The organism is Pelomonas sp. Root1444 (assembly GCF_001426885.1).
Taxonomy (GTDB): domain Bacteria; phylum Pseudomonadota; class Gammaproteobacteria; order Burkholderiales; family Burkholderiaceae_C; genus Pelomonas.
Genome location: NZ_LMFP01000001.1, coordinates 305,916 through 328,454, shown reverse-complemented (window position 1 = coordinate 328,454; position 22,539 = coordinate 305,916). Strand labels below are relative to the sequence as shown.

Sequence of the window (22,539 nt, the reverse complement as noted above, 5' to 3'; positions counted from 1 at the left end):
GGCCATTGCTGGCTGAGAATGCCGGCCATGTGGGTTTCCATAACAAGAGGGTGTGCAGCCCTGCTGATCGCCGCGGGGCTGGCAGGTGCGGCGGCCGCCGTGGTGCCGCGCTTCGAATCCATCGGCGAGCCGGGCGCGGTGCGCGACAACGTCGTCTCGGCGCTCGCCATCGACGCCCGCGGCCTGCTGTGGGCCGGCTCGCCCGAGGGCCTGCTGCGCTTCGACGGCTATGGCTTCCGCCGCTACCCGCTCACCGCTCCCGACGGCCAGCTGCTGCCCGAGCAGTTCGTGCGTGCCATGCTGCCCGACCCGCGCGGCTGGATGTGGGTGGCCGCGGGCAACAGCGGCCTGGTGCGGCTGGACCTGGCCAGCGGCCGCTGGGACCGCTGGGCCCGCGACGGCAGCTCGGCCGACGACACCGCGCCCGCCGCCAACACCGTGCGCGCGCTGGCGCTGGAAAAGGACGGCACCTTGTGGATAGGCGGCAGCGGCGGCCTGGACCGCTTCGACGTCAAGACGCAGCGCTTCACCCACCACCGCGGCAAGGAAGACGGCCTGCCCGACCCGCGCGTGCAGACGCTGCTGGTGGACCGCCAGGGCACGCTGTGGATAGGCAGCTGGCGCGGCCTGGCGCGCAAGGCGCCCGACGGTCCCATCGAGACGCTGGACCTCGGCATCGGCGACCAGCTCGTCACGCTGATCAGCGAGACGCTGGACGGCCGCATCATCGTCGGCACCGCCCAGGGGCGGCTGCGCGCGCTGTCGCCCGGCGGCCAGCCGCTGCCCTTCAGCCCCGGCGCCCAGCCCGGCGCCACCTCCAGCGTCTGGCCCGTCATGGCGATGGCGCAGCCGGACGCCGACGAGCTGTGGTTCGGCGATGCCTCGGGCCTGTCGCGCCGCAGCGCGACCGATGGCACGCTGATCGAGCGCCTGCCGGCCGCCGGCGCCGCCATGGCGCCGCGCAGCGACGTGCGGGCGCTGGTGCGCGATGCCTCCGGCACCGTCTGGGCCGGCAGCTACGGCGGCGGGCTGATGCGCCACGTGCCGTCGCTGCCGGGCCTGAGCATGGTGCGCGATGCCGTCGCCACGGCCTCCGCGACGCTGGACGTGCGCAGCATCCTGCAATTGAACAGCGGCGAGGTCTGGCTGGGCACGCTGGCCGGCGGCATCGAGCGGCGCGACCGCCAGCTGCAGCCCATCGGCCACATCGCGCCGGGCAGCAGCGGCCTGCCGCCGGGCCGCGTCAACGCGCTGGGGCAGACGAAGGACGGCTCGGTGTGGGTGGCGGTGGACACGCAGCTGCTGCGCTTCGACGCGCAGGGTCGCTGGAAGGAGACGCTGCGCAGCGGCAATGCCGTGCCGCGGCGCTTCCAGGCCACCGAGGACGGCGCGCTGTGGATCGCGACGCTGGACGGCATCATGCGCTGGACGCCCGAGCGGCCGCAGATGCGCGCCATCCCCACCGCCGGCCTGGTGGGCGGCACCGGCGAGGTCAACACCTTTGCCAGCCTGCCCGATGGCAGCCTGTGGGCCGGCGGCGCGGCAGGGCTGTTCCGCGTCGCCCAGCCGGGCGCCCACGAGCCGGTGGCCGAGTGGGTCGAGCCCAAGGGCCTGACCGGCCAGACCGTGCTGGGCATGGCCGTGGACCCGGAAGGCACGCTGTGGGTCGACACCGGAACCGGCCTGCACCGGCTGCTGAAGATGGAGGGCCGCCAGGCCAGCTTCGAGCCGGTCGGCGCGTCCGAGGTGGGCGGGGCCTTCGGCGCCAACCTGCTGTTCGACGGCCACGGCCGCGTCTGGTCGCAGCGCAACATGTACGACACGCGCAGCGGCGAGCGCCGCGAGCTGGGCGCGGCGGACGGCGCCGACCTCGGCACCGGCTGGTTCCGCGCCTACGCCAAGCTCGACGACGGCCGCATGCTGTTCGGCGGCGCGCGCGGCCTGCTGGTCATCGACCCGGAGCGCTTCTCGCCCTGGTCCTACAAGCCGCCGCTGGTCATCTCGGAGCTGCGCGTGGACGGCCAGGAGCGCCCGCTGCCCGCGGGCGGCGGCCCGCTGCGGCTGGCGCCGGGGGAGCGCTCGTTCAGCGTGGCGTTCGCGTCGCTGGATTACAGCCAGCCTGGCCGCAACCACTACCGCTACCGCCTCGCCGGCCTGGACGCCGGCTGGATCTCCACCGGCGCGCTGAGCCGCACGGCCACCTACACCAACCTTGCGCCGGGCCGCTACAAGCTGCACCTGCAGGGCAGCAACCGCGACGGCGTGTGGGGCCCGCAGGAGCTGCAGATCGACGTCGACGTGCGCGCCGCCTGGTGGCAGACGCGCTGGGCGCTGGCGCTGGCCGTCCTCGCCGCCATCGGCGTCGTGGCCGGCATCGTGCGCATGCGCACCCGGCTGCTGCTGCGCCACCGCCGCGTGCTGGAGCAGCGCGTGCGCGAGCGCACCGAGGCCCTGGAGGCCGCCACGGCCGCGCTGACGGCCAAGTCCCTCGAACTCGAGGAAGCCAGCCTCACCGACCCGCTGACCGGCCTGCGCAACCGCCGCTTCCTGGACCGCCAGATGCCGGCCGACGCGGCGCTGGCGCTGCGCCATTACGAGCCGCTGAGCGACGGCCCGATCGCCGGCGAGAGCGAGCAGGACCTGCTGTTCTTCCTGATCGACATCGACCACTTCAAGCGCATCAACGACGCCCACGGCCACATGGCCGGCGACGCGGTGCTCGAGCAGATGCGCGGCCGGCTGCAGCAGGTCTTCCGTGCGACGGACTACCTGGTGCGCTGGGGCGGCGAGGAGTTCCTCATCGTCGCCCGCGGCACGCCGCGCAGCCGCGCCGCCGAACTGGCCGAGCGCGCCCGCCAGGCCGTGGCCTCGCAGGCCTTCGAGCTCGAAGGCGGCGTGCGCCTGGCGCAGACCTGCTCGGTCGGCTTCTCGGCCTTCCCGCTGTGCCCGGCCCTGCCGCGGGCGCTGGATTGGCGCTCCGCCATCGACCTCGCCGACGCGGCGCTGTACGAGGCCAAGGAAGCCGGCCGCAACGCCTGGGTCGGCCTGCTGAGCGCCGATGCACCGAGCGAGGACGAGCTGCGCCAGGACGTGCGCCGGCCGCTGGACAGCTGGGCGGCGAGCGGCCGGCTGCGCCTGATGCGCTCCTAGGCCTGTTAACAACGCGGCCCATTGCCGTGGTGTTAACAGGCCCTACTCCAGCGCCGGCCCCCAGCCGAACGGTGCCGGCAGCGCCTGCAGGATGCGCTGGCGCAGCGGCGCATAGGCCGCATCGACCGGCCGGCCAGGGCGCGGGGCGAGCGGGTCCTGGTGGCTGCCGAAGGCCTCGTCCAGGTCGGCCCAGTCCTCGGCGCTGAGCAGCTGTGCCGCGCGCGGCAGGATCTCGGTCTCTTCGCGCTTCATGTGGCGCAGGTAGCGCGTCGAGTACACGGACAGCTGCTGCTCGAACTTGGCGCGCCGCGGCTCGCCCATCTGCTCCCAGGCCAGCAGGCTGTGCTGCAGCTCGCGGATGGCGCGCTCGCCCTGCGCGTGGTCGGCGTCCAGGTCGTCCAGCGTGTCGCGCAGCGTCGGCGCGAGGGCGCGCAGCTTGGGGAAGAGCAGCTCGCTTTCCTTTTTGTGATGCAAGCGTTCAGGAAATTCGTCGACGTAGAACAGCATCGCCCGCAGCGCACCGAAGTCCGGCGCCACGCCGGCGCGGCGCTGTTCGGCCAGCAGCAGGGGCACGGTGCGCAGCATGGCGGCCAGGGCGTCGTGCTCGGCGCGGATCACGCGCACGGCCAGGGGCATGGGCGATGTGGGCATGCGCCAAGCGTCGCGCCAGGACGACGGCGGAGCCTTGCGTTGGATCAAGCCGCGCAAAGCCACCCCCGTAAAATCCCGGGTTTTGCCCTTCAGCCCCAAGAAAGCCTCGGCCATGACTGCATCGACCGCCTCCCCCACCCTCATGGCCAACGCGATCCGCGCCCTCGCGATGGACGCGGTGCAGGCGGCCAACTCCGGCCACCCGGGCGCACCCATGGGCATGGCCGACATCGCCGTCGCGCTGTGGGGCCACCATCTGCAGCACAACCCGGCCAACCCGCACTGGGCCAACCGCGACCGCTTCGTGCTGTCCAACGGCCATGGCTCGATGCTGATCTACGCGCTGCTGCATCTGACGGGCTATGACCTGCCTATCGACGAGCTGCGCAACTTCCGCCAGATGCACAGCAGGACGCCGGGCCACCCCGAAGTGGGCATCACCCCCGGCATCGAGACGACCACCGGCCCGCTGGGCCAGGGCGTGACCAACGCCGTCGGCCTGGCCCTGGCCGAGAAGCTGCTGGCACGCGACTTCAACCGCGAAGGCCACGAGATCGTCGACCACCACACCTACGCCTTCCTGGGCGACGGCTGCCTGATGGAAGGCATCAGCCACGAGGCCGCGTCGCTGGCCGGCGCCTGGAAGCTGAACAAGCTGATCGCCATCTACGACGACAACGGCATCAGCATCGACGGTCAGGTCGCTCCCTGGTTCGCCGACGACACCGCCAGGCGCTTCCAGGCCTATGGCTGGCACGTCATCGGCCCGGTGGACGGCCATGACGTCGATGCGCTGGACGACGCCATCGGCAAGGCCAAGGAGAGCCAGGACAAGCCCACGCTCATCATCGCCAAGACGGCCATCGGCAAGGGCTCGCCCAACCGCGCCAACACCAGCAAGGCCCACGGCGAGCCGCTGGGCGCCGAAGAAATCAAGCTGACCCGCGCGGCCCTGGGCTGGGAGCACGAGCCCTTCGCCGTGCCCGCCGAGGTGTATGCCGCCTGGGATGCCAAGGAGCGCGGCAACAAGATCGAGGCCGAGTGGGACAAGCGCTTCGACGCGTATGCCAAGGCCCACCCCGAGCTGGCCGCCGAGTTCCGTCGCCGCATGGCCGGCGCCCTGCCCGCCAACTTCGCGCAGGTCGCCGTCGACGCCGTCGTCAAGGCCCATGCCGAGGCGCAGACCGTGGCCAGCCGCAAGGCCAGCCAGTTGGCGCTGGAAGCCTTCACGCTGGCCCTGCCGGAAATGCTGGGCGGCAGCGCCGACCTGACCGGCTCCAACCTGACCAACACCAGCAGCACGCCCAACCTGCGTTTCGACGACAAGGGCCTGCCCAACAACGGCCGCCACATCAACTACGGCGTGCGCGAGTTCGGCATGGCGGCCATCATGAACGGCATCGCGCTGCATGGCGGCTTCATCCCCTACGGCGGCACCTTCCTGACCTTCAGCGACTACAGCCGCAACGCCATCCGCATGGCCGCGCTGATGAAGACGCGCGTCATCCACGTGATGACGCACGACTCCATCGGCCTGGGCGAGGACGGCCCGACGCACCAGTCCGTCGAGCATGTCGCCTCGCTGCGCCTGATCCCCGGCCTGGACGTCTGGCGCCCGGCCGACACGACCGAGACCGTCGTCGCCTGGACCATGGCCGTCGGCAATGCCCAACGCCCCAGCCTGCTGGCCTTGTCGCGCCAGAACCTGGCCTACTCGCCCAAGACCAACGTCGACGAGATCGCCAAGGGCGCCTACGTGCTGGCCGAGCCCGCCAAGGGCAAGGCCCGCGCGGTCATCATCGCGACCGGCTCCGAGGTGCAACTGGCCATGGCCGCCAAGGCGCTGCTGGCCGAAGAAGGCATCAAGGTGCGCGTCGTCTCCATGCCGTCCACCAACGTCTTCGACCGCCAGGACAAGGACTACAAGAAGAGCGTGCTGCCCAAGGGCCTGCCGCGCGTGGCCGTCGAGATGGGCGTGAGCGACTTCTGGTGGAAGTACGGCGTGGACGCGGTCGTCGGCATCGACACCTTCGGCGAGTCGGCACCGGCCGGCGTGCTGTTCAAGCACTTCGGTTTCACGCCGGAGAACGTCGCGGCGACGGTCAAGGCGGTGCTGAAGAAGAAGGGCTGAAAGGCGCGGGCACGTCGCGGGGCGCTTCACATCTTGAGCCAGCTCAAGCGCTGAAATCGCCCCGAAACCACCCCGTCGCGCGGATCGCCGAGAATCTCGGCCGACCCGAATTTTTCATCCTCTGGAGACTCTCCCATGACCATCAAGATCGGTATCAACGGCTTCGGCCGCATCGGGCGCATGGTGTTCCGTGCCGCCATCGCGAATTTCAAGGACATCGAAGTCGTCGCGATCAACGACCTGCTGGAGCCCGACTACCTGGCCTACATGCTCAAGTACGACAGCGTGCACGGCAAGTTCAATGGTGAAGTCTCGGTGGACGGCAACACCCTCGTCGTCAACGGCAAGAAGATCCGCCTGACCGCCGTGAAGGACCCGTCCGAGCTGCAGTGGGCCGCCGTCGGCGCCGACATCGTCGTCGAAGCCACGGGCATCTTCCTGGACAAGGCCGGCGGCGAGAAGCACCTGGCCGCGGGCGCGAAGAAGGTCATCTTCTCGGCCCCGTCCAAGGATGAGACGCCGATGTTCGTCTTCGGCGTGAACCACACCAAGTACGCCGGCGAGGCCATCATCTCCAACGCGTCCTGCACGACCAACTGCCTGGCCCCGCTGGCCAAGGTGCTGAACGACAAGTGGGGCATCAAGCGCGGCCTGATGACCACCGTGCACGCCGCCACCGCGACGCAGAAGACCGTGGACGGCCCAAGCAACAAGGACTGGCGCGGCGGCCGCGGCATCCTGGAGAACATCATCCCCAGCAGCACCGGCGCCGCCAAGGCCGTCGGCAAGGTCATCCCCGAGCTGAACAAGAAGCTGACGGGCATGAGTTTCCGCGTGCCGACCTCCGACGTGTCGGTGGTTGACCTGACCGTGGAACTGCTGAAGGACGCGACCTACGAGGAGATCTGCGCCGAGTTCAAGGCCCAGAGCCAGGGTGCGCTGAAGGGCGTGCTGGGCTACACGGAAGACAAGGTCGTCGCGACCGACTTCCGCGGCGACCCGCGCACCTCCATCTTCGACGCCGACGCCGGCATCGCGCTGGACGGCACCTTCATCAAGCTGGTGTCCTGGTACGACAACGAGTGGGGCTACTCGAACAAGGTGCTGGAGATGGTGCGCGTGGTCGCGGCCTGATCCTCAGCGCTTCAAGAAGCAAGGCCGTGGCCGCGCAAGCGGGCCACGGCCTTTTTCGTTCAGGTCGGCGACGACAGCTTGAGCCCGGCGATGCCGGCCACGATGAGGCCGACGCTGATCAGCCGCGTGGCGTGCGCCGGCTCGTCGAACAGCACGATGCCCAGGATGACGGTGCCCACTGCACCGACACCGACCCAGACGCCGTAGGCCGTGCCGACCGGCAGCGACTTCATCGCCACGCCGAGCAGCCAGACGCTGGCGACCATGCAGCCGGCGGTCAGCACGCTCGGGATGGGCCGGGTGAAGCCCTCGGTGTACTTCAGGCCGATGGCCCAGCCGACCTCCAGCAGGCCGGCGATGACGAGAATGATCCAGGCCATCCGTGTCCTCCTTGGCAATGGCGGCACGGATTCTGGGCGCTCCTCAATACCAGTACACGGGGTACTGCCGCCGGCAGCCGCGATGGAAGAGCACCGCGACCGCGACCATGGCCAGCGCGCCCAGCAGCGTCGGGAAGACGAGGAAGCCCCACGGCGGCGCCACCAGGAACACGATGACCGGGTTGGACCCCGCGGGCGGATGCAGCGTGCGCGTCAGCATCATCAGCGCGACGGCTGCCGCCGTGGCCGCGGCCAGCGCCCACCAGGCCGGGCCGAACAGCGCCAGCGCCGCCAGCCCCACGGCCGTGCAGATGACGTGCCCGCCGATGACGCTGCGCGGCTGGGAGAAGTGGAGCTCCGGGAAGGTGAACACCATCACCGCGGTGGAGCCGAACGAGCCCAGCAGCAGCAGCCAGCCCAGGTTGAAGGACGCGAACGCCATCACGCCGATGACGATGAAGACGCCGACGCAGGCAATGGCGCCGCGGGCCAGCGAGTAGCTGGGTGCCCGGGTGGCCACGTGGACGGCAGGCGGCGCGGCAGCGGGCGAAACGGCTGAAACGGGCGCTGCGGCGCGGGAAGCAACCTGGCTCATGGATCTCCTCGGCAGGCCTCGTGTGCGTAGCAAGGATCACGCCGCGCTAAAAAACGAGGGGCGGCTCGCATGGCCCCGCCCCTCTGGCAAAGCCGCCCACATCCTCTGGTGGCGGCACGGAGACCCTGTTTCGCGCGTGATCAGGCCCGGCTGCCAGCGGGGATGGCGGCCAGCTCGCCCGATCCACGCGCCTTGCGGCCGTAGAAGAGCTCGAACAGCGGCGTGGCCATCATGGTCGTGACCACCGCCATCAGCACCAGCATGGAGAACAGCGCCGGGCCGATGATCCCTTTCTGCAGGCCGATGTTGATGATGATCAGCTCCATCAGGCCGCGCGAGTTCATCAGCGCGCCGATGCCCAAAGCGGTGCGGTTGTCCTCGCCCGCCATGCGCGCGGCCAGGTAGCAGGCGCCGAACTTGGCCAGCACCGAGGCCAGCAGCACGCCCAGCGCGATCAGCAGCAGCTCGACCGAATTGATCATGTCCAGCCGCGTGTTCAGGCCGGAGTAAGTGAAGAACATCGGCAGCAGCAGGATCACCGTGAGGGGCTCGACCTTCTTCTTCAGCTCGGCCGCGAACTGGCCACGCGGCATGACGGCGCCGAGGATGAAGCCACCGAAGATGGCGTGGATGCCGACGGCATCCATGACGAAGGCCGACGTGCAGAAACAGATCAACGTGATGCCCAGCACCGTGTTGCTCATGTGGCCCTCACGCTCCACGATGCGGCCCAGCGGCGCGAGCAGCTTGCGGCCGAACAGCATGATGAAGGCCGCCCAGACGACGCCGCCGCCGATGGCCAGCACCGCCACGCCCGGGCCGGCGCCGAAGGCCGCCAGCACCAGCGCCAGCACGCACCACGAGGCCGCGTCGTCGAAGGCGCCGGCCGTCAGTGTCAGCGTGCCCAGCGAGGTGTTGGCCAGGCCCTGCTCGTTGATGATGCGGGCCAGCATGGGGAAGGCCGTCAGCGCGATGCAGGCGCCCATGAACAGCGTGGCGTTGGCCGTCGAGATGCCGTCGGCGAACAGCCCCGGGATGCCGACCAGGATGGGCGTGATCAGGAAGGCGATGAAGAACGGCGCCGCGATGCCCGCGACCGACACGCCCATGGCGCTCTTGGCCTTGGTGGCGAAATGGTCCAGCCGCAGCGTCGTGCCGACCAGGAACATGTACAGGCCCACGCCCAGCTGCGCGCCGGTGTACAGCACGTTCTTCATCTCCTTGGGGAAGATGGCCGCCTGGGCCTCGGGCATGAACAGGCCGAACAGCGACGGGCCGAGGATGACGCCGGCGATCATTTCGCCCACCACCTGGGGCTGGCCGAGGAACTTGCGGCCGGCCCAGCCGACGACGCGGCAGGCCAAGATGATGATGGCCAGCTGCAGGAAGAAGTGCACGCTGAAATCGGTGGGCGAGTAGGTCTGCGCCAGCGCGGGCGCCGCCGGGCCGTGTTTGGCGAAGACGTCGGCCAGGATGGCGACGAGGTCGATGTTGTTGAAATCCATTGGGTGTTCCTCTTGGTATTCGCGGCCGTTGCTCGGAGCCGCAGGGCGGCTCTCGACAACGTTGTCCCCTCAGGCCGGCGAAAGCGCTGCCAACCTGGCGGCGCACTGTGCCAGCGGCGTTTCCGCTGTCCATCGGGACGAACCGTGCTGGCCCGACGTGCCTACGTCCCCGTTGCATAAACGTAGGCACGTAGGTACATTGGCCGGCATCATGAAGCTCCTCAGCAGCCGCGAGTTCAACCGCGACGTCAGCCACGCCAAGCGCGCCGCGCAGGTGGAGCCGGTGCTGATCACCGACCGCGGCCAGCCCACCCATGTGCTGATGAGCATCGCCGACTACCGCCGCCTGACCGGCGAGGGCGAGAACATCCTGGAGCTGCTGGCCATGCCCGAAGGCGTGGCGCTGGACGCCGCCGAGGCGTCGCCGGACGGTGCCTGGGACCACCGCGAGCCGCTGGGCTGAACGCAATGTACCTGCTGGACACCGGCATCGTGCTCGAACTGCGCAAGGCCAAGGCAGGGCAGTCCGCCCCGGGCCTGGCCGCGTGGGCGGCCGGCATTGCACGGCAGAAGCTCTTCATCTCGGCGCTGAACCTGCTGGAGATCGAGAACGCCGCCGCCCGCCTGGGCCGCAAGGACCGCGCCGCCGGCCTGGCCGTGCGGGACTGGATCGACCAGCGCGTGATGCCCGCCTTCGAGGGGCGCGTGCTGCCGGTGGACGCCGCCGTCGTGCGCCGCCGCGCCCAGCTGCCCTACGCCAACACGCGCGACGGCCTGCTGGCCGCCACGGCGCTGGAGCACAGCCTGACCTTCGTGACGCACCGCGTCTCGGCCTTCCGCGTCGGCCGCGTCAAGCTGCTCAACCCCTCCGGCTATGTCGCCCAACCGTCCGACGAGGACGAGGACTGGAGCCACGGCACCGGCACCGGCCAGCAGTGGCTGAAGAACCTCTACGTACGCGCATAGAAATGAAGCCCCTCGTCCAACGCGTACCTTGGCCGGCCCCCCCGCGGGACGGCAATGGCCGCGGCATGGAGCCGCGAGCACATCGCCATGGCGGGCCCGCTTGGGAGCGGCCCGGCGCTCGGCCCGGATCTTTGAATCCCCGATGACCAACAAGCGACGCATCCTCATCGTCGGTGGCGGCACGGCCGGGTGGCTCACCGCTGCCTACCTGGCCAAGGCGTTGCGCCTGCCGGAGCGCAGCCATCTCGAGATCACCGTGCTGGAGTCGCCGGACATCAGCAGTGTCGGTGTCGGCGAAGGCACCTTCCCGACCATCCGGAGCACGCTCCAGTTCCTCGGCATCGACGAGGCGCAGTTCATCCGCGCGACCTCGGCGACGATGAAGCAGGGCATCCGCTTCGTCGACTGGGCGCACGCGCCGACCGCCGGCCGGCAGCACCAGTTCTTCCATCCCTTCGAGGCGCCCTTCTACGCCGACGGCATCAACCTCGTGCCCTACTGGCTGCTGCAGGACGAGGCCACCCGGCCGCCCTTCGCCGAAGCGATGACGCTGCAGTACCGCGTCGCGCAGGCGCAGCGCGCGCCCAAGCGGGCCGGCGAGGCGCCCTATGCCGCGCCGCTCAACTACGCCTACCACTTCGACGCCATCAAGCTCGCCCGGCTGCTGGCCGACCGCGCCCGCGAGCTGGGCGTGCGCCATGTCGAAGGCACGGTGAACCATGTCGCGCTCGACACCGCCGGCGCCATCGCGCACCTGGACAGCGTGCAGCAGGGCCGCCAGGAACGCCACCAGGCCGACCTCTACATCGACTGCACCGGCTTTCGCGCCGAGCTGATCGGCGGCGCCCTGGCCAGCCCCTTCAAGTCGGTGCGCGGCCAGCTCTTCGCCGACCGGGCGCTGGCCTGCAAGCTGCCGTTCGAGTCTCCCGACACACCGATGGAGAGCTGCACCATCGCCACCGCGCACGAGGCCGGCTGGCTGTGGGAGATCGGCCTGAACGGCGCGCGCGGCATCGGCTGCGTCTATTCCAGCAGCCACCTGAGCGACGACCGCGCCGCGGAGATCCTGCGCGCCTATTGCGGCGCCGGGCGCGACGAGGCGCTGGCGATGCGCAGCATCCCCTTCGCACCCGGCTACCGCGAGCAGCAATGGCTGAAGAACTGCGTCGCCGTGGGGCTGTCCGCCGGCTTCCTGGAGCCGCTGGAATCGACCGGCCTGGTCCTCATCGAGGCGGCCGTCGGCATGATTGCCGAGATGCTGCCGCACAGCGGCCCGATGGAGGCACCGGCGCGGCGCTTCAACGAGCTGATGACCGCCCGCTTCGACAACATCGTGGGCTTCCTCAAGCTGCACTACTGCCTGAGCCAGCGCACCGAGCCCTTCTGGCGCGACAACACCGCCCCGGCCACCATCCCCGCGCGGCTGGCCGAGCTGCTGGCGCAGTGGCGGCTGCGCCCGCCCGGCCGCTTCGACTTCGTGCTGGACACCGAGACCTTCGCCTTCTTCAACTACCAGTACATCCTCTACGGCATGGGCGTCCAGACCGACCTCGGCGCGGGCCGCGCCGACTTCACGCAGGGCGACGAGGCGCAGAAGCTGTTCGCCAAGATCCAGCGCTTCGCCGAGCGCGCGCTGGTGGACCTGCCCAGCCACCGCGCGCTGATCCAGCAGATCAATGCAGTGAAATAGAACCTCGCGGAGGTCGCGGCACACGCCGCGCAGGCTGTGCAAGCGTCGGGCGGCGACAGGTGGGCAGCTGAGCTGGTCGGGTCAGCCGGGCATACCGCCCGGCAGGTCGTTCCCGACCTAAAGCGGAAATCAGACTCTGCTGGACGTGCCGCCGCGAAGCTAACGTTCAACGTGCGAGTTCAGCGGGCGGCGAAGCCGTCCGCTGCAGCGACCGGTTAGGCGTCAACGCTGTAGCGGACATGAATTTTCCCGGTGCTGTTTTGAGGCCGCATATAAGTGGATGCACCGCCGGTGCGATCTTTGATAGAAAAGCTAATGACAAGTTCTGCATCCCCACCCAGCGCACTTGAACATCTGAGCCGCAGCTAACGCTGAAAACCTTGAAGTCTCGCATTAGATCGTCTGATTTTGTGCCGGCCGGCAGCCTCGGCTGCACCGTAACGACCTCGTTGCACCACCCCGCCGCACCACCGCCCATACCAACAAAATGAGCAGCTCGAAACTCAGAATTGGGTGACTCGAACTCGCCCTTCAAGTTAATGTCGTTACTCTCCGGCGACGAGACAAGCGTTGAGAATAAAAATGCCAACAGCACAAGAAGCAGCGCAAGGCTGCCGATGCCAGCAAGGAAAATGACGATAAAGCGCTTCATTCGACTTTGGGGCCTACGTGAAGATGAGCGGCCGCCGAAGGCGGTCCGCTCCAATGGCAGGTTGGACATCATCCGCTCACATGACGCGCACATTGCTCGCACAGCCCGTCTGAGTCGATGCTCAATGGCCGGAAATACTTCCTGAGATTCTGACCAGTGAACCGCGGTTCGTCGTTGGCAGGCATCTCGGGCCTATACCCCCTGATCCCACACGCCGCACATTGATTAATCCACTTGAGGAAGCGCGGATAAGTCTGCAGGTAGTCATCCGCGTCGCGAAATGAGGCGCCCATGATGTTCAACGTTGGCGCTCAAGCCGTCCGCTGCAGCAAATGGTTATGTCTCAATCGAGCGCTCCTGCTGCGGGCCGCCACAGTGACAAAGCTTGCTCCGAAAGCCTCGCCGCAACCCGTGCAATGACTGATTCCGGCGGCCCATCAAACTCGCCGTCATTGGTGCCCAATGAGAACCACTGAGGATCGACAAACAGTTGTGCCGTTCTACCTTGATGGCTCCATGACTTAATCTCCACATTCCCTTGCTTCTGGGGAAGAGTGATCCAGATGCAGTCGTGGTAAAGAGCATGCTCAACCCCCGCCGCACGCAAGGCAGCGGATAGCTCGTCAAGGCCGTCACCGTGAGACATAACGTGAAAGGTCAGCGGGCGGCGAAGCCGTCCGCTGCAGCGACCGGTTATGCCGAGCGCCGTTTGTCGAAGCGCCGGTGGCCGCGACACGACGAAGCCGCCGAAGTTGAAACCCGCCGCAGGCTGAGGCGAGCAGGCTTGGTGGACTAGCCGGACGCGCAATGCAGGCGGAATCCGGGACCTGGGCGCTGCTCAGTCGTGACACCGACACGCGTGCGCCCGAACTCGCGGACGGCTCGGCCTCCGGCACGACCAGGCCGCCGCGCAAGCCAGGCACGAAGCAGCTGATGGAGTTCAACCTAGCCTGCTGCATAACTATTGGTTTATCCAGCACGGTGTGCTGCAGAACTCACGGGCATGCCGCTTAACCAGCTCGCACTTTGCCGTCGCAAGTCCTTGAGCGGCATCATCAATTCGCCCATGTACTGGTGTTCTATGCAGCATTAAATTCCTGCACAAACCGGCATCTGCCGGCGGCCGACTGTGCCAGCCGGTCCCGAGGTGTGCAACGGTGGGTTTCACTTCAGCGGGGAGGTTATGCATGCCCGGTCCAGACAACGAGTTGCCGTCTCGCAAGACGCTGCGGCCAGCCCCAGTTCGCCCTCTGCCGCCGCTGCGATCAGCGCGCCTGCTGGACCAGTTGCGCGAGCGTATCCGCTACCTGCACTACAGCCGAAGCACCGAGGGCAGCCGACGCAGTCGCAGGCAAGCCGTTCCAGCGTGCCTTCAAGCGCACGGTGCAGGCTGCGGGCATCGCCAAGCCGGCAACGCCTCACACGCTTCGTCACTGCTTCGCGACGCATCTGCTCCAGAGCGGCAGTGACATTCGCACCGCCAGGAACTGCAGGGGGCATGCCGACGGGCGACCACCATGGTCTACACCCACATCCTGCGCCTGGGGAGGCGGTGCAGTGCAAAGTCCACTTGATGCACTGCCGGCGAACGGAGCGCCCTGAAGCGGACCGTCAGGAACGACGGCTCCAGGCCGCAAGCCGTCAACGAAGGTCGGTCGCGCTCAAGGGGCCGCCGCGGGTTCGCATCGGGAGCCGAACTGCTTCTCAGCGAAGCGCCACACCATCCGCGACGCATCCGGCCCGTTGGCATCGCTGAAGCGCTGGCGCGCCGCGCCGCCGCTCCAGGCATGGCCCAGGCGGCCGACCTGCACCAGCGTCGCCACCACGTCGCGCGAGCGCTTGAACTGGGTCACCGTCATCGGGTAGCGATTGCCGCGCTGCATCGCCTGCGGCGCGCCCTCGCGGGCGCCGGCCGCCTGCGACCACATTTGTGCGGCCGCGCCCGCGTTGCGGGCCGACACGACGCCGTCCGCCTCACCATGGATGACCATCAGCGGCGGCCAGGCTTCGGCCGGTTCAGCGACCACCGGCGGCACGCGCCGCCCCTGCATCGCACCCATGGCCGAGACTGTCGAATGCGCCGTGCCCGGCGGCACGCCGGAATGCATGACCAGCGCCTTGAAGCGCTGCGGATAGCGCGTGGCCAGCAGCGCCGCCATGCTGGCGCCGGCCGACAGCCCGGCCACAGCCGTGCGGTCGCGGTCGGCCGCATAGAGGACGCTGACCTGCTCGATGGCGCGCATGATCCACGCCGCCTCGCCGTAGGCGCGGCCCGACTGCGTCTCGAACCAGTTCCAGCAGCCCTGCGCATTGGCCAGGCGCGGCTGTTCGGGGTAGAGCACGAGGAAGCGCTCGCGCGCCGCGACCGCGTTCATGCGCGTGCTGGCCGCAAAGCTTTTGGCGTCCTGGTGGCAGCCGTGCAGCATGACCATCAACGGCAGCTTTTCGCCGAAGCGCACGCCCACGGGCCGGAACAGCCAGTAGCGCCGCGGGCCGGCCTCGCTCAGCACCGAGCCCAGCTGCCGGCGCCGGGTGGCGGCTTGGCGCGGTCTCGCAGCGGCTGGGCGGCGCGCTGCAGCAGCCGCGCATTGCGGCCCAGCAGCGTCGCCCAGGAGGGCTGCTTCATGAACAGCTGGGGTGGCCCGGCGTCGCCGCGCAGTCGACCTGCTCCAGGTCGCTGGTCGCGGGATGCTCGCGCAGCGCCGCGTTCAGCTGGTCGATCTGCACGACCCAGTCGCCGTCGTCGGCATGCCACTGCTCGCGCAGGAAGGCCACCTGGCTGGCGTTCCAGAACGGCGCCTCCGACAGGTTCAGGGACTGCGGCAGCGGCCGGTGGCGCTGGATGAACTGCTGGATCTCGGCGGGCGAATCCGGCAGCCCCAGCTGCGAGAACAGCGCGGACAGGTCGTGATGGGTGGTGGTGTCCATGGGCGAGTCCTTTCAGGTCGTCGCGGTGCAAAGCCCGCACGCGCAGCCACCTTAGTGGGGCAAGGCGGCCCACGGTGTCAGCCGAGGCCCCGTCTCGCGGACAGTCCAGGCGGTGCTGCTCAGCCCGCCGCCGCGTCGGTGGAGAGCGCCATCTCGCAGTGATGCGGCAGCACCCATCCGGCGGCGGCGTCCTCGCTGGCCTGGGTGCGTATCCAGGGCGCCCAGGAGGTGACGGTGCCGAAGATGGTGGCGAAGGCCACGTCCGCCGCGTCCCGGCCGGTGCCCAGGCGCACGAAGCCCATCGGAATCGCGGTGCCCGAGGGGTCGAAGATGTACCAGCGCCCGCCCAGGTAGACCTCGGCATAGGCATGGAAGTCCGGCGGGCCCAGCGCCGGGTCGGCGCCGTAGTCAGTGCCCGTGGCGAAGCGGGCCGGGATGTTCAAGGCCCGGCACAGCGCCACCATCAGGTGCGTGAAATCACGGCAGACGCCGACGCGCTCGATCAGCGTGTCCACCGCCGACGTGCTGGAGCTGGAGGTGTTGGACGTGAAGGTGACGTGCCGCTGTATCCAATCCCTGATCGCCATCACGCGGCCATGGCCGGGCGGGATCGCACCGAACTCCGCGGTCGCGAGCTTGATGAGGCGGTCCGACTGGCAGTACCGGCTCGGGTAGATGAACTGCAGCACGTCCAGCGGCAGCTGGTGCACCGGCACTTCCTGCAGCGTCGCCGGGTTGTCGCGGCGATGCAGCAGCTCCACCACGGCGTCGTAGCGCACCTCCAGGTCGCCCGGCTGCGCCTGCAGGCGCAGGTGCCGGTTGCCGCTGCGCGCGTCGGTCTGCACGGCCCAGGGCACGTCCTGGCTCAGCTGCAGTGTTTCGGCCGAGACCCTCTGGCAAGGCGTGTGGGCCGGATGGATGTTGAAGATGAAGTCGGCGCCAGGCGCGCTCACCTCGTACTTCAGCTGCACCTGGAGTTCGAAGCGGATCATGGGGTGGGGCATTCGACGGACTCGGCTTCGGGCTCGCGCGCAGACCCGAAGGTCATCGCGACCTCGCCACGCACGCCGGCACCGATGACGCGGTGGATGAAGGCCAGCTTGTCCAGCACCGCATCCGGCACCACGAAGGGGTAGCTGTCGCGGCCGCCGAGGCTGCGGGACATCGCATTGATGAACTGCGACACCGGCAGCCAGCTGCGCACCACGCGTCGTTGCAGATCGTCCGCATCGTGCGGGATGACCTCGGCGCGCACGGGCATGCCGCCGGGCACCGCATGGTCGAGCTGCAGCCCCCAGGACGCCGCCGTCTCCAGCCCGTCCTGCAGATGCATGTAGTGCGCCCAGCATTCCGCCCAGTCCTCCCACGGGTGGCAGCTGGCATAGGCGCTGACGAAGCGCTGCTGCCAGTCGGCCATCGGCGAGGCGTAGTGCTTTTTCAGTGCCTTGGCGTAGTCGGTCCGCTCGTCGCCGAACAGCGCGCGGAACTCACCCAGCCACGGCGTGTCGCGGATGAGCCGGTCCCAGTAGTAGTGGCCGATCTCGTGGCGCAGGTGGCCCAGCAGCGTGCGGTACGGCTCGCGCATCTGGGCACGCACCTGCTCGCGGCGGGCGTCGTCCGCCTCGGCGATGTTCAGCGTGATCAAGCCGGCATCGTGGCCGGTGAGCACGGTCTTGGCGGGGTCCACCTGCTCCAGGAACTGGAACGCGACGCCGTGCTGCGGGTCCTCGGCCTTGGAGGGCAGCGGCAGCCCCCAGGACAACAGGCTGTAGGCCAGCTGGCGCTTGGCCACCTCGATGCGAAACCAGTAGGCCCGGTTGGCCGCCGTGGCGAGCGACGGGCGCACCTGCGTCGTGCGGCACGACACGCACTGCGGCTGCGCATCGTCGGCATCGACCATCCAGTTGCACAGCACGGGCGCCTCATGGTTGGCGCAGCGCCGGAGCCCGGGCCGAGGAGTCTTGGACAGGCGCTTCAGGCCGCCGCGTGCATCGGCCTCGAACGACGCCATCGCCAGCTCGCCGGGCACGAAGCCCAGCTCCGCCTCGCAGGCGTTGCAGGAGACGTTCTCGAAGAACACGCGCGCATGGCAGCGCTCGCAGCAGAAGGTTTTCATCGTGCTCGAAGGTGTGGCACGTCATCGTAGGCAGTGGCGGCGCCCGGCGGTGTAGGCGGGCCACCTTTTCGACCCGGCGACTGAAAGCCCCGGGGGCCGCCGATCTGCGGCGTTGCTTCGGCGTCAGCCGCCGAAGAACTGGCTCGGCGTCTGCCCGAACTGCTTCCTGAACATCGCGGCGAAGGCGCTCGGGCTCTCGTAGCCCAGCGACAGGGCGACGTCGATGACCTTCTCGCCCACCGCCAGCAACTCCAGCGCACGCAGCAGCCGCGCCTGCTGCCGCCACTGGCCGAAGGTCATGCCCGTCTCCTTGACGAACAGGCGTTGGAGGGTCTTCACGTCCACGCCGAGGTGCTTTGCCCAATCGCCCAGCGTCGAGGCGTCGTCGAGCCGGCGCTGCAGCGCGGTGCAGACCTGCAGCAGCCGCGCATCGGCGGGCATGCGCAGGTGCAGCGGCAGCACCGGCAGCGCCTGCAGTTCGTCGAGGATCAGGCGCATGACGCGGCCGTCCCGCGTGCCGGGCTGGTAGGGCTGGCGCACGTCCATCGCCGCGCGGATGAGCTCGCGCAGCAGCGGCGAGATGCCGACGGCCTGCGTGCGGTCGAGCTGCCGGGGCGCCGCGCCGACCGCCACGCGCAGGCTGCGCATGTGCACCGCGCCCACGCAGCGGATCGCGTGCGTCATGCCGGCCTGCATCCAGATCGCACGCGTCGGCGGCACGACCCAGCGGCCCGCCTCCGCCTGGACGACCATGACGCCCTGCACCGCATGGATGAGCTGGTGCTCGGCATGCGCATGCGGCTCGATGCACCAGCCCGCCGGGTAGTCCGTGGGGCGCCCGCTGACCGCTGGTGCCAAGGCCTCGGCCACATCCGGCGGCCCATGCAGCGCCCGCGGCCCGCTGGCGGGCTTCATGTCCTTTTTGCGACGGTTGGTGGGCACTGGGCGCGAGACAGGCGGTGGCGGCGTTCGCACAATTCTCATCGCCACATCGACGCCGCGAGACATGCACCCCCATACCCAGTTGATCCACCTCGGCCGCGAGACGGCCACCGCCGCACACGCCGTGAGCCCGCCGCTGGTCCGGACCTCGACGACCGTGTTCGCGACGTACGGCGCCTACAAGCAGGCGCAGCGCAACCAGGTGTTCGACGCGCCGCGCTACGGGCGGTCCGGCACCTCCACGACGTTCGAACTCCAGCGCGCGATGGCCGCGCTCGCCGGCACGGAAAGCTGCATCGCGACGAGCTGCGGCCTGTCCGCCATCACCGCCGTGCTGGCCGCGCACGCGGGGCCGGGGCGGCACATCCTGCTCAGCAGCGGCGTCTATGGCCCCACGCGCGTGTTCTGCGACAAGGAGCTGGCGCCGACGGGCACGCAGGTGGAATTCTTTCCGCATGGGGCCGACATCGCCCCGCTGATCCGCGACCACACCAGCCTCGTCTTCATCGAAACCCCGGCGTCGCTCACGATGGAGATGCTGGACGTGCGCGCCGTCTGCGCGGCGGCGCATGCGCGCGGTGTGCCCGTGGCCTGCGACTCGACCTGGGGGACGCCTTTGTTCTTCGACGCCCACCGCCTCGGCATCGACCTCTCCCTCCACGCGGCGACGAAGTTCATCAACGGCCACTCCGACCTGATGCTGGGCCTGGTGACCGGCAGCGCCGACGCGCTGGCTGCGCTGCGCGCCCATTGCGACCGCAGCGGCACTCATGCCGCGCCGGATGCATGCTGGCTGGCGCTGCGCGGCCTGCGCACCTTGGCCGTGCGGCTCGAACGGCACCAGGCTTCGGCGCTGGTCGTCGCGAACTGGTTGGCGCGGCATCCGGCCGTGCGGCGCGTGCTGTTCCCGGCGCTGTCGTCAGACCCTGGCCATGCACTGTGGCGTTCGCAGTTCACCGGCGCGGCCGGCCCCTTCACCATCGAACTGGCGCCCTGCACCGAAGAGGCGTTCACCCGCTTCATCGACGGCCTGTCGCTATTCAGCCTGGGCACGAGCTGGGGCGGGTTCGAAAGCCTGGTCATGCCTGCGGTGCCCCATCACCTGCGCGCACTGGCGGCACCGGCAGATGCACCCAGGCTCGTGCGGCTGCACGTCGGGCTGGAAGACCCGCAGGACTTGTGCAACGACTTGGCCGCGGCGATGGGAGGTTTGTGATGCGTCTCACCCCGCCACCGAACCGGAACCACCGGCATCACGCCTTGGACTTGAGCGAGGCCAGTTGCCGTCGGATTCCCCTCGCGCCGGATAGTCGTTCTTGATCCCAAGTTCGTCAGCGCCATGGCGCGATTGGCCATCCTCCTTGCGCCTTGGCTCGACGCACGACGGCGTATCGCCATCAGACGACGCGTCGTCGACAAGTTCGTCCAGGACTAGGCATCGGCTTTATCGAGAGGTTGCAGGCCAACGGCGTGCAGTGCGTGCGCGGCCAGGTGGCCGAGACGTTCAGCGAGACGGAACGTTCAGAGCTCTGTTGCGAGGGCCCGGCAAGGTTTGGCCTGGAACGATTTCGACGGGCAGAACGATGTCGCTCGGGCCGGCGTAGGCTTCCCCACGGCGCTGCGCCTCGATCAGCTGCATCAGCACATCGACGGCGCGGCGCCCCATCTCAAGCAGGGGCTGGCGCACCGTGGCGATGTGCAGTGCGCGGGCCAGCAAGGTGTCGTCGAAGCCTGTGATCGAGACGTCCCGGGGAACGCTCAGCCCGACGCCCTCCAATGCGTCGATGCAGCCGAAGGCGATGTCGTCGCTGCCGCAACAGATGGCCTCGGGCAAGGGCTGACCCCGGTGGCGTTGCAGCCATTCCTGCATGGCCTGCCTACCCCCTTCAGCGGTAAACCACGTGCGGATCACATGGTCCGAAGCAACTTCGACCCCGGCTTCGGCATGGGCGCGCAAAAAGCCCTCGACACGCTGGTCTGCGCCCTTGACGCGCATCGGACCGCCGACGCAAAGGATGCGGCGATACCCAAGCCCGAGCATGTGGCGCGTGATGGCATATCCGCCCGCTTCGTCGTCCGCCTCGACGTTCACCTGCGCCCGCAACAGCCTGCCGGCATGGATCGTCACCATGGGCGTGTGCGGTGGCAGCCAGGTCGTGCTGTCGTCTTCCAGGTAGGGCGCCAGCACGACGAGGCCGTCGACGCGGCCGTCGCACAAGGCCGGGATGCGCTGCGGTGCTTCATCCCAGCCACTGAGCGGAAAAATGCAGGTGGTCTGGTGTGCCTCCGTCGCGCCCCTGACGACGCCGTTGAACACCTCCAGGAAGTAGAGGTTGGGTTTCTCATAGGCGATGTTGGCGACGAAGCCGATGGCATTGGTGCGCTGGTACGTCAGCGCGCGCGCATTCGCATTGGGTCGGTAGCGCAAGCGCTCCGCCGCTGCCAGTACCCGCTCACGCGTCAATGCCGACACGCGCGTCGATCCTTTTGCGCCGTTGAGCGCGCAGGAGGCCGCCACATCCGAAACGCCTGCCTCTCGCGCAACATCGGCAAGCGTTGGCAACTTGTGACGACGGCCCTTGGGGGGCTTGGAAGGCTGGGGTTTCGATTCGGACACTGTCCAGTGGGCGGAAAAGTGAAGCCGGTCACTTTAACCGGCGACCCCTGGCCATCTCCTGCGTCGAGGCAGCGCGCCGTTGAACCTACCCCCGGTCCCTTGAGCATCGACGGCCCGTCGAAGCCGCCCCACCTCGCCGTGAGCTGGATGTCCAGCACCGGCCATGGCCGAGCGGAAGTCGGACCGGTCTAGGTCTTTCCCTAGTTCGTCCGAGCGTCGAACAATCTAGGATGCCCGCGCGGCACGGCCGCAATCATTTGCAGCAAATGATTCGGCGTCAAATCAAGGCTCGGCCGTTCAAGGTGTTCCATGCCCCCATCCCGTTCAAACACGTTCTTTTCTTTGGCGGATTGCACGAGCACCGGTGCCGTCGGGCGCGGTCTGCCAGACTCCCCCCGTCACGACATTCGGCACGACAGAGTCGCGGTCAGGGCCGGGCTCGGCAGTGCCGGCGCGGCCTGGCTTGGCGCCGCGACGACCGAAGCCGGGCTCCTGGCGAACGCGAGCCTCATGGCCGAGCGCCTCTTGCCGGTGGGCTACGACATCGCCACGGTCGGACCGCGGTGGTACGTCGCGCAGATGACAACCTCGGGTTGCCGGCCGTTTGCACCCTTGGAACTGGATGCCCATGGCCGACCGCAGCCTGCGGCAAACCGGTTCCCCAGCGCCATCGAAGGGTACGGTTTCGCTCCGCTCGCAGCTCAGGTCCACCGCCTCCGCTTGCGCTTCGGTGTGCACCTGATGCCCGGCGTCCCCCGTCAGGCGGTCGGGCAAGGTCTGCCGATCGCCGGAAGCCCGTGGCGTTGCGATGAGATCGCCAACCCCGATTCAACCTGCGCCGGGAACACCGACATGTGCGGCGTCAACCCTGACCACCCCGGCGCTTTTGATTGGTACCGCGCCTGGTTGGTTCAACTCGCAGCGTGCGGCGTAGACGCCGTCACGGTGGACGACATCGCATCACCGGACGAGAACGCTGGAGAAATTGCCTTGATTCGCCGCGCGATCGATGCCATCGGCCGCCGCATCGTGTTGATTTCGTCCGAAACCTGACACGCCTCTCGGAACGTCTGGCGTGGCAC

The 22,539-nt window shown here is 68.9% G+C and carries 20 protein-coding genes and 1 pseudogene; 9 read left to right on the top strand and 12 right to left on the bottom strand.

Annotated features, from left to right (window positions below; translation table 11 throughout):
- The first annotated feature begins 27 nt into the window (after positions 1 to 27).
- On the top strand, positions 28 to 3,150 hold the full coding sequence (locus ASD35_RS01360) for a ligand-binding sensor domain-containing diguanylate cyclase (RefSeq protein WP_157275298.1): 3,123 nt from the start codon (positions 28 to 30) through the stop codon (positions 3,148 to 3,150).
- A 42-nt stretch (positions 3,151 to 3,192) separates the two neighbouring features.
- Here ASD35_RS01360 and ASD35_RS01355 read toward each other — a convergent pair whose 3' ends face one another.
- Positions 3,193 to 3,801 (bottom strand): hemerythrin domain-containing protein, encoded by a 609-nt coding sequence (locus ASD35_RS01355; RefSeq protein ID WP_235538202.1) that lies wholly within the window; start codon positions 3,799 to 3,801, stop codon positions 3,193 to 3,195.
- A 112-nt stretch (positions 3,802 to 3,913) separates the two neighbouring features.
- Here ASD35_RS01355 and tkt point away from each other — a divergent pair, with 112 nt between their 5' ends.
- Entirely contained in the window at positions 3,914 to 5,932 is a 2,019-nt protein-coding gene (gene tkt / locus ASD35_RS01350) for a transketolase (RefSeq protein WP_056873399.1), read from the top strand.
- A gap of 135 nt (positions 5,933 to 6,067) precedes the next feature.
- On the top strand, positions 6,068 to 7,066 hold the full coding sequence (gap, locus tag ASD35_RS01345; protein ID WP_056873103.1) for a type I glyceraldehyde-3-phosphate dehydrogenase: 999 nt from the start codon (positions 6,068 to 6,070) through the stop codon (positions 7,064 to 7,066).
- A gap of 59 nt (positions 7,067 to 7,125) precedes the next feature.
- Here gap and sugE read toward each other — a convergent pair whose 3' ends face one another.
- The 3 genes from sugE to ASD35_RS01330 all read right to left on the bottom strand — a co-directional run bounded on the left by sugE (position 7,126) and on the right by ASD35_RS01330 (position 9,546).
- Entirely contained in the window at positions 7,126 to 7,446 is a 321-nt protein-coding gene (sugE, locus tag ASD35_RS01340; RefSeq protein WP_056873102.1) for a quaternary ammonium compound efflux SMR transporter SugE, read from the bottom strand.
- A gap of 43 nt (positions 7,447 to 7,489) precedes the next feature.
- Positions 7,490 to 8,041, bottom strand: coding sequence for an HPP family protein (locus ASD35_RS01335; protein ID WP_082579806.1), 552 nt, complete (start codon positions 8,039 to 8,041; stop codon positions 7,490 to 7,492).
- Between the two features lie 140 nt (positions 8,042 to 8,181).
- Entirely contained in the window at positions 8,182 to 9,546 is a 1,365-nt protein-coding gene (locus ASD35_RS01330) for a cation:proton antiporter (protein WP_056873100.1), read from the bottom strand.
- Positions 9,547 to 9,757: 211 nt separating this feature from the next.
- Between ASD35_RS01330 and ASD35_RS01325 the strand changes: the two genes are divergently transcribed.
- The 3 genes from ASD35_RS01325 to ASD35_RS01315 all read left to right on the top strand — a co-directional run bounded on the left by ASD35_RS01325 (position 9,758) and on the right by ASD35_RS01315 (position 12,202).
- Positions 9,758 to 10,009: a type II toxin-antitoxin system Phd/YefM family antitoxin gene (locus ASD35_RS01325; RefSeq protein ID WP_056873099.1), complete on the top strand. Its 252-nt coding sequence runs from the start codon at positions 9,758 to 9,760 to the stop codon at positions 10,007 to 10,009.
- 5 nt (positions 10,010 to 10,014) lie between these two features.
- Positions 10,015 to 10,512 (top strand): PIN domain-containing protein, encoded by a 498-nt coding sequence (locus tag ASD35_RS01320; protein WP_056873098.1) that lies wholly within the window; start codon positions 10,015 to 10,017, stop codon positions 10,510 to 10,512.
- A 142-nt stretch (positions 10,513 to 10,654) separates the two neighbouring features.
- Positions 10,655 to 12,202 (top strand): tryptophan halogenase family protein, encoded by a 1,548-nt coding sequence (locus ASD35_RS01315; RefSeq protein ID WP_056873097.1) that lies wholly within the window; start codon positions 10,655 to 10,657, stop codon positions 12,200 to 12,202.
- Between the two features lie 166 nt (positions 12,203 to 12,368).
- Here the strand turns inward: ASD35_RS01315 and ASD35_RS26900 are convergent, their stop codons facing one another.
- Positions 12,369 to 12,854, bottom strand: coding sequence for a hypothetical protein (locus tag ASD35_RS26900; protein ID WP_162254407.1), 486 nt, complete (start codon positions 12,852 to 12,854; stop codon positions 12,369 to 12,371).
- Between the two features lie 1,359 nt (positions 12,855 to 14,213).
- Here ASD35_RS26900 and ASD35_RS27750 point away from each other — a divergent pair.
- Positions 14,214 to 14,456: pseudogene (locus ASD35_RS27750) on the top strand (tyrosine-type recombinase/integrase); the annotation flags it as partial.
- A gap of 59 nt (positions 14,457 to 14,515) precedes the next feature.
- Here ASD35_RS27750 and ASD35_RS01310 read toward each other — a convergent pair.
- The 6 genes from ASD35_RS01310 to ASD35_RS01290 form a co-directional block, all read right to left on the bottom strand.
- Positions 14,516 to 15,364 (bottom strand): PHB depolymerase family esterase, encoded by an 849-nt coding sequence (locus ASD35_RS01310; protein WP_235538201.1) that lies wholly within the window; start codon positions 15,362 to 15,364, stop codon positions 14,516 to 14,518.
- Positions 15,358 to 15,480 carry a hypothetical protein gene (locus ASD35_RS28285; RefSeq protein ID WP_255354481.1) on the bottom strand — a complete coding sequence of 41 codons (123 nt, stop codon included), beginning with the start codon at positions 15,478 to 15,480 and terminating at the stop codon, positions 15,358 to 15,360. Before ASD35_RS28285 ends, ASD35_RS01310 begins: the two co-directional genes overlap by 7 nt.
- Positions 15,477 to 15,782 carry a DUF2789 family protein gene (locus ASD35_RS01305; RefSeq protein WP_082579805.1) on the bottom strand — a complete coding sequence of 102 codons (306 nt, stop codon included), beginning with the start codon at positions 15,780 to 15,782 and terminating at the stop codon, positions 15,477 to 15,479. Before ASD35_RS01305 ends, ASD35_RS28285 begins: the two co-directional genes overlap by 4 nt.
- Before the next feature lie 119 nt (positions 15,783 to 15,901).
- On the bottom strand, positions 15,902 to 16,786 hold the full coding sequence (locus ASD35_RS01300; protein ID WP_082579804.1) for a transglutaminase family protein: 885 nt from the start codon (positions 16,784 to 16,786) through the stop codon (positions 15,902 to 15,904).
- A complete protein-coding gene (locus tag ASD35_RS01295; protein WP_082579803.1) occupies positions 16,771 to 17,898 on the bottom strand; it encodes a putative zinc-binding metallopeptidase in 1,128 nt (375 codons plus the stop codon). The genes ASD35_RS01300 and ASD35_RS01295 overlap by 16 nt, the downstream gene beginning before the upstream one ends.
- A 123-nt stretch (positions 17,899 to 18,021) precedes the next feature.
- Positions 18,022 to 18,813: a helix-turn-helix domain-containing protein gene (locus ASD35_RS01290; protein WP_082579849.1), complete on the bottom strand. Its 792-nt coding sequence runs from the start codon at positions 18,811 to 18,813 to the stop codon at positions 18,022 to 18,024.
- A 91-nt stretch (positions 18,814 to 18,904) separates the two neighbouring features.
- Between ASD35_RS01290 and ASD35_RS01285 the strand changes: the two genes are divergently transcribed.
- Positions 18,905 to 20,056, top strand: coding sequence for a PLP-dependent aspartate aminotransferase family protein (locus tag ASD35_RS01285; RefSeq protein WP_056873095.1), 1,152 nt, complete (start codon positions 18,905 to 18,907; stop codon positions 20,054 to 20,056).
- A gap of 288 nt (positions 20,057 to 20,344) precedes the next feature.
- On the opposite strand, the gene ASD35_RS01280 is transcribed toward ASD35_RS01285, so the two are convergent.
- Positions 20,345 to 21,403 (bottom strand): LacI family DNA-binding transcriptional regulator, encoded by a 1,059-nt coding sequence (locus ASD35_RS01280; protein WP_235538200.1) that lies wholly within the window; start codon positions 21,401 to 21,403, stop codon positions 20,345 to 20,347.
- 564 nt (positions 21,404 to 21,967) lie between these two features.
- On the opposite strand from ASD35_RS01280, the gene ASD35_RS01275 reads away from it, so the two are divergent.
- Complete coding sequence (locus ASD35_RS01275) at positions 21,968 to 22,510, top strand: hypothetical protein (RefSeq protein WP_157275295.1); 543 nt, start codon at positions 21,968 to 21,970, stop codon at positions 22,508 to 22,510.
- Positions 22,511 to 22,539: the final 29 nt, after the last annotated feature.

Excerpts from the sequence above, each read along its gene's own strand:
- ASD35_RS01360 (WP_157275298.1), top strand. The coding sequence starts at position 28 with ATGTGGGTTTCCATAACAAGAGGGTGTGCAGCCCTGCTGATCGCCGCG.
- ASD35_RS01355 (WP_235538202.1), bottom strand. The coding sequence starts at position 3,801 with ATGCCCACATCGCCCATGCCCCTGGCCGTGCGCGTGATCCGCGCCGAG.
- tkt (WP_056873399.1), top strand. The coding sequence starts at position 3,914 with ATGACTGCATCGACCGCCTCCCCCACCCTCATGGCCAACGCGATCCGC.
- gap (WP_056873103.1), top strand. The coding sequence starts at position 6,068 with ATGACCATCAAGATCGGTATCAACGGCTTCGGCCGCATCGGGCGCATG.
- sugE (WP_056873102.1), bottom strand. The coding sequence starts at position 7,446 with ATGGCCTGGATCATTCTCGTCATCGCCGGCCTGCTGGAGGTCGGCTGG.
- ASD35_RS01335 (WP_082579806.1), bottom strand. The coding sequence starts at position 8,041 with ATGAGCCAGGTTGCTTCCCGCGCCGCAGCGCCCGTTTCAGCCGTTTCG.
- ASD35_RS01330 (WP_056873100.1), bottom strand. The coding sequence starts at position 9,546 with ATGGATTTCAACAACATCGACCTCGTCGCCATCCTGGCCGACGTCTTC.
- ASD35_RS01325 (WP_056873099.1), top strand. The coding sequence starts at position 9,758 with ATGAAGCTCCTCAGCAGCCGCGAGTTCAACCGCGACGTCAGCCACGCC.
- ASD35_RS01320 (WP_056873098.1), top strand. The coding sequence starts at position 10,015 with ATGTACCTGCTGGACACCGGCATCGTGCTCGAACTGCGCAAGGCCAAG.
- ASD35_RS01315 (WP_056873097.1), top strand. The coding sequence starts at position 10,655 with ATGACCAACAAGCGACGCATCCTCATCGTCGGTGGCGGCACGGCCGGG.
- ASD35_RS26900 (WP_162254407.1), bottom strand. The coding sequence starts at position 12,854 with ATGAAGCGCTTTATCGTCATTTTCCTTGCTGGCATCGGCAGCCTTGCG.
- ASD35_RS28285 (WP_255354481.1), bottom strand. The coding sequence starts at position 15,480 with ATGAAGCAGCCCTCCTGGGCGACGCTGCTGGGCCGCAATGCGCGGCTG.
- ASD35_RS01305 (WP_082579805.1), bottom strand. The coding sequence starts at position 15,782 with ATGGACACCACCACCCATCACGACCTGTCCGCGCTGTTCTCGCAGCTG.
- ASD35_RS01300 (WP_082579804.1), bottom strand. The coding sequence starts at position 16,786 with ATGCCCCACCCCATGATCCGCTTCGAACTCCAGGTGCAGCTGAAGTAC.
- ASD35_RS01295 (WP_082579803.1), bottom strand. The coding sequence starts at position 17,898 with ATGAAAACCTTCTGCTGCGAGCGCTGCCATGCGCGCGTGTTCTTCGAG.
- ASD35_RS01290 (WP_082579849.1), bottom strand. The coding sequence starts at position 18,813 with ATGAAGCCCGCCAGCGGGCCGCGGGCGCTGCATGGGCCGCCGGATGTG.
- ASD35_RS01285 (WP_056873095.1), top strand. The coding sequence starts at position 18,905 with ATGCACCCCCATACCCAGTTGATCCACCTCGGCCGCGAGACGGCCACC.
- ASD35_RS01275 (WP_157275295.1), top strand. The coding sequence starts at position 21,968 with ATGGCCGAGCGCCTCTTGCCGGTGGGCTACGACATCGCCACGGTCGGA.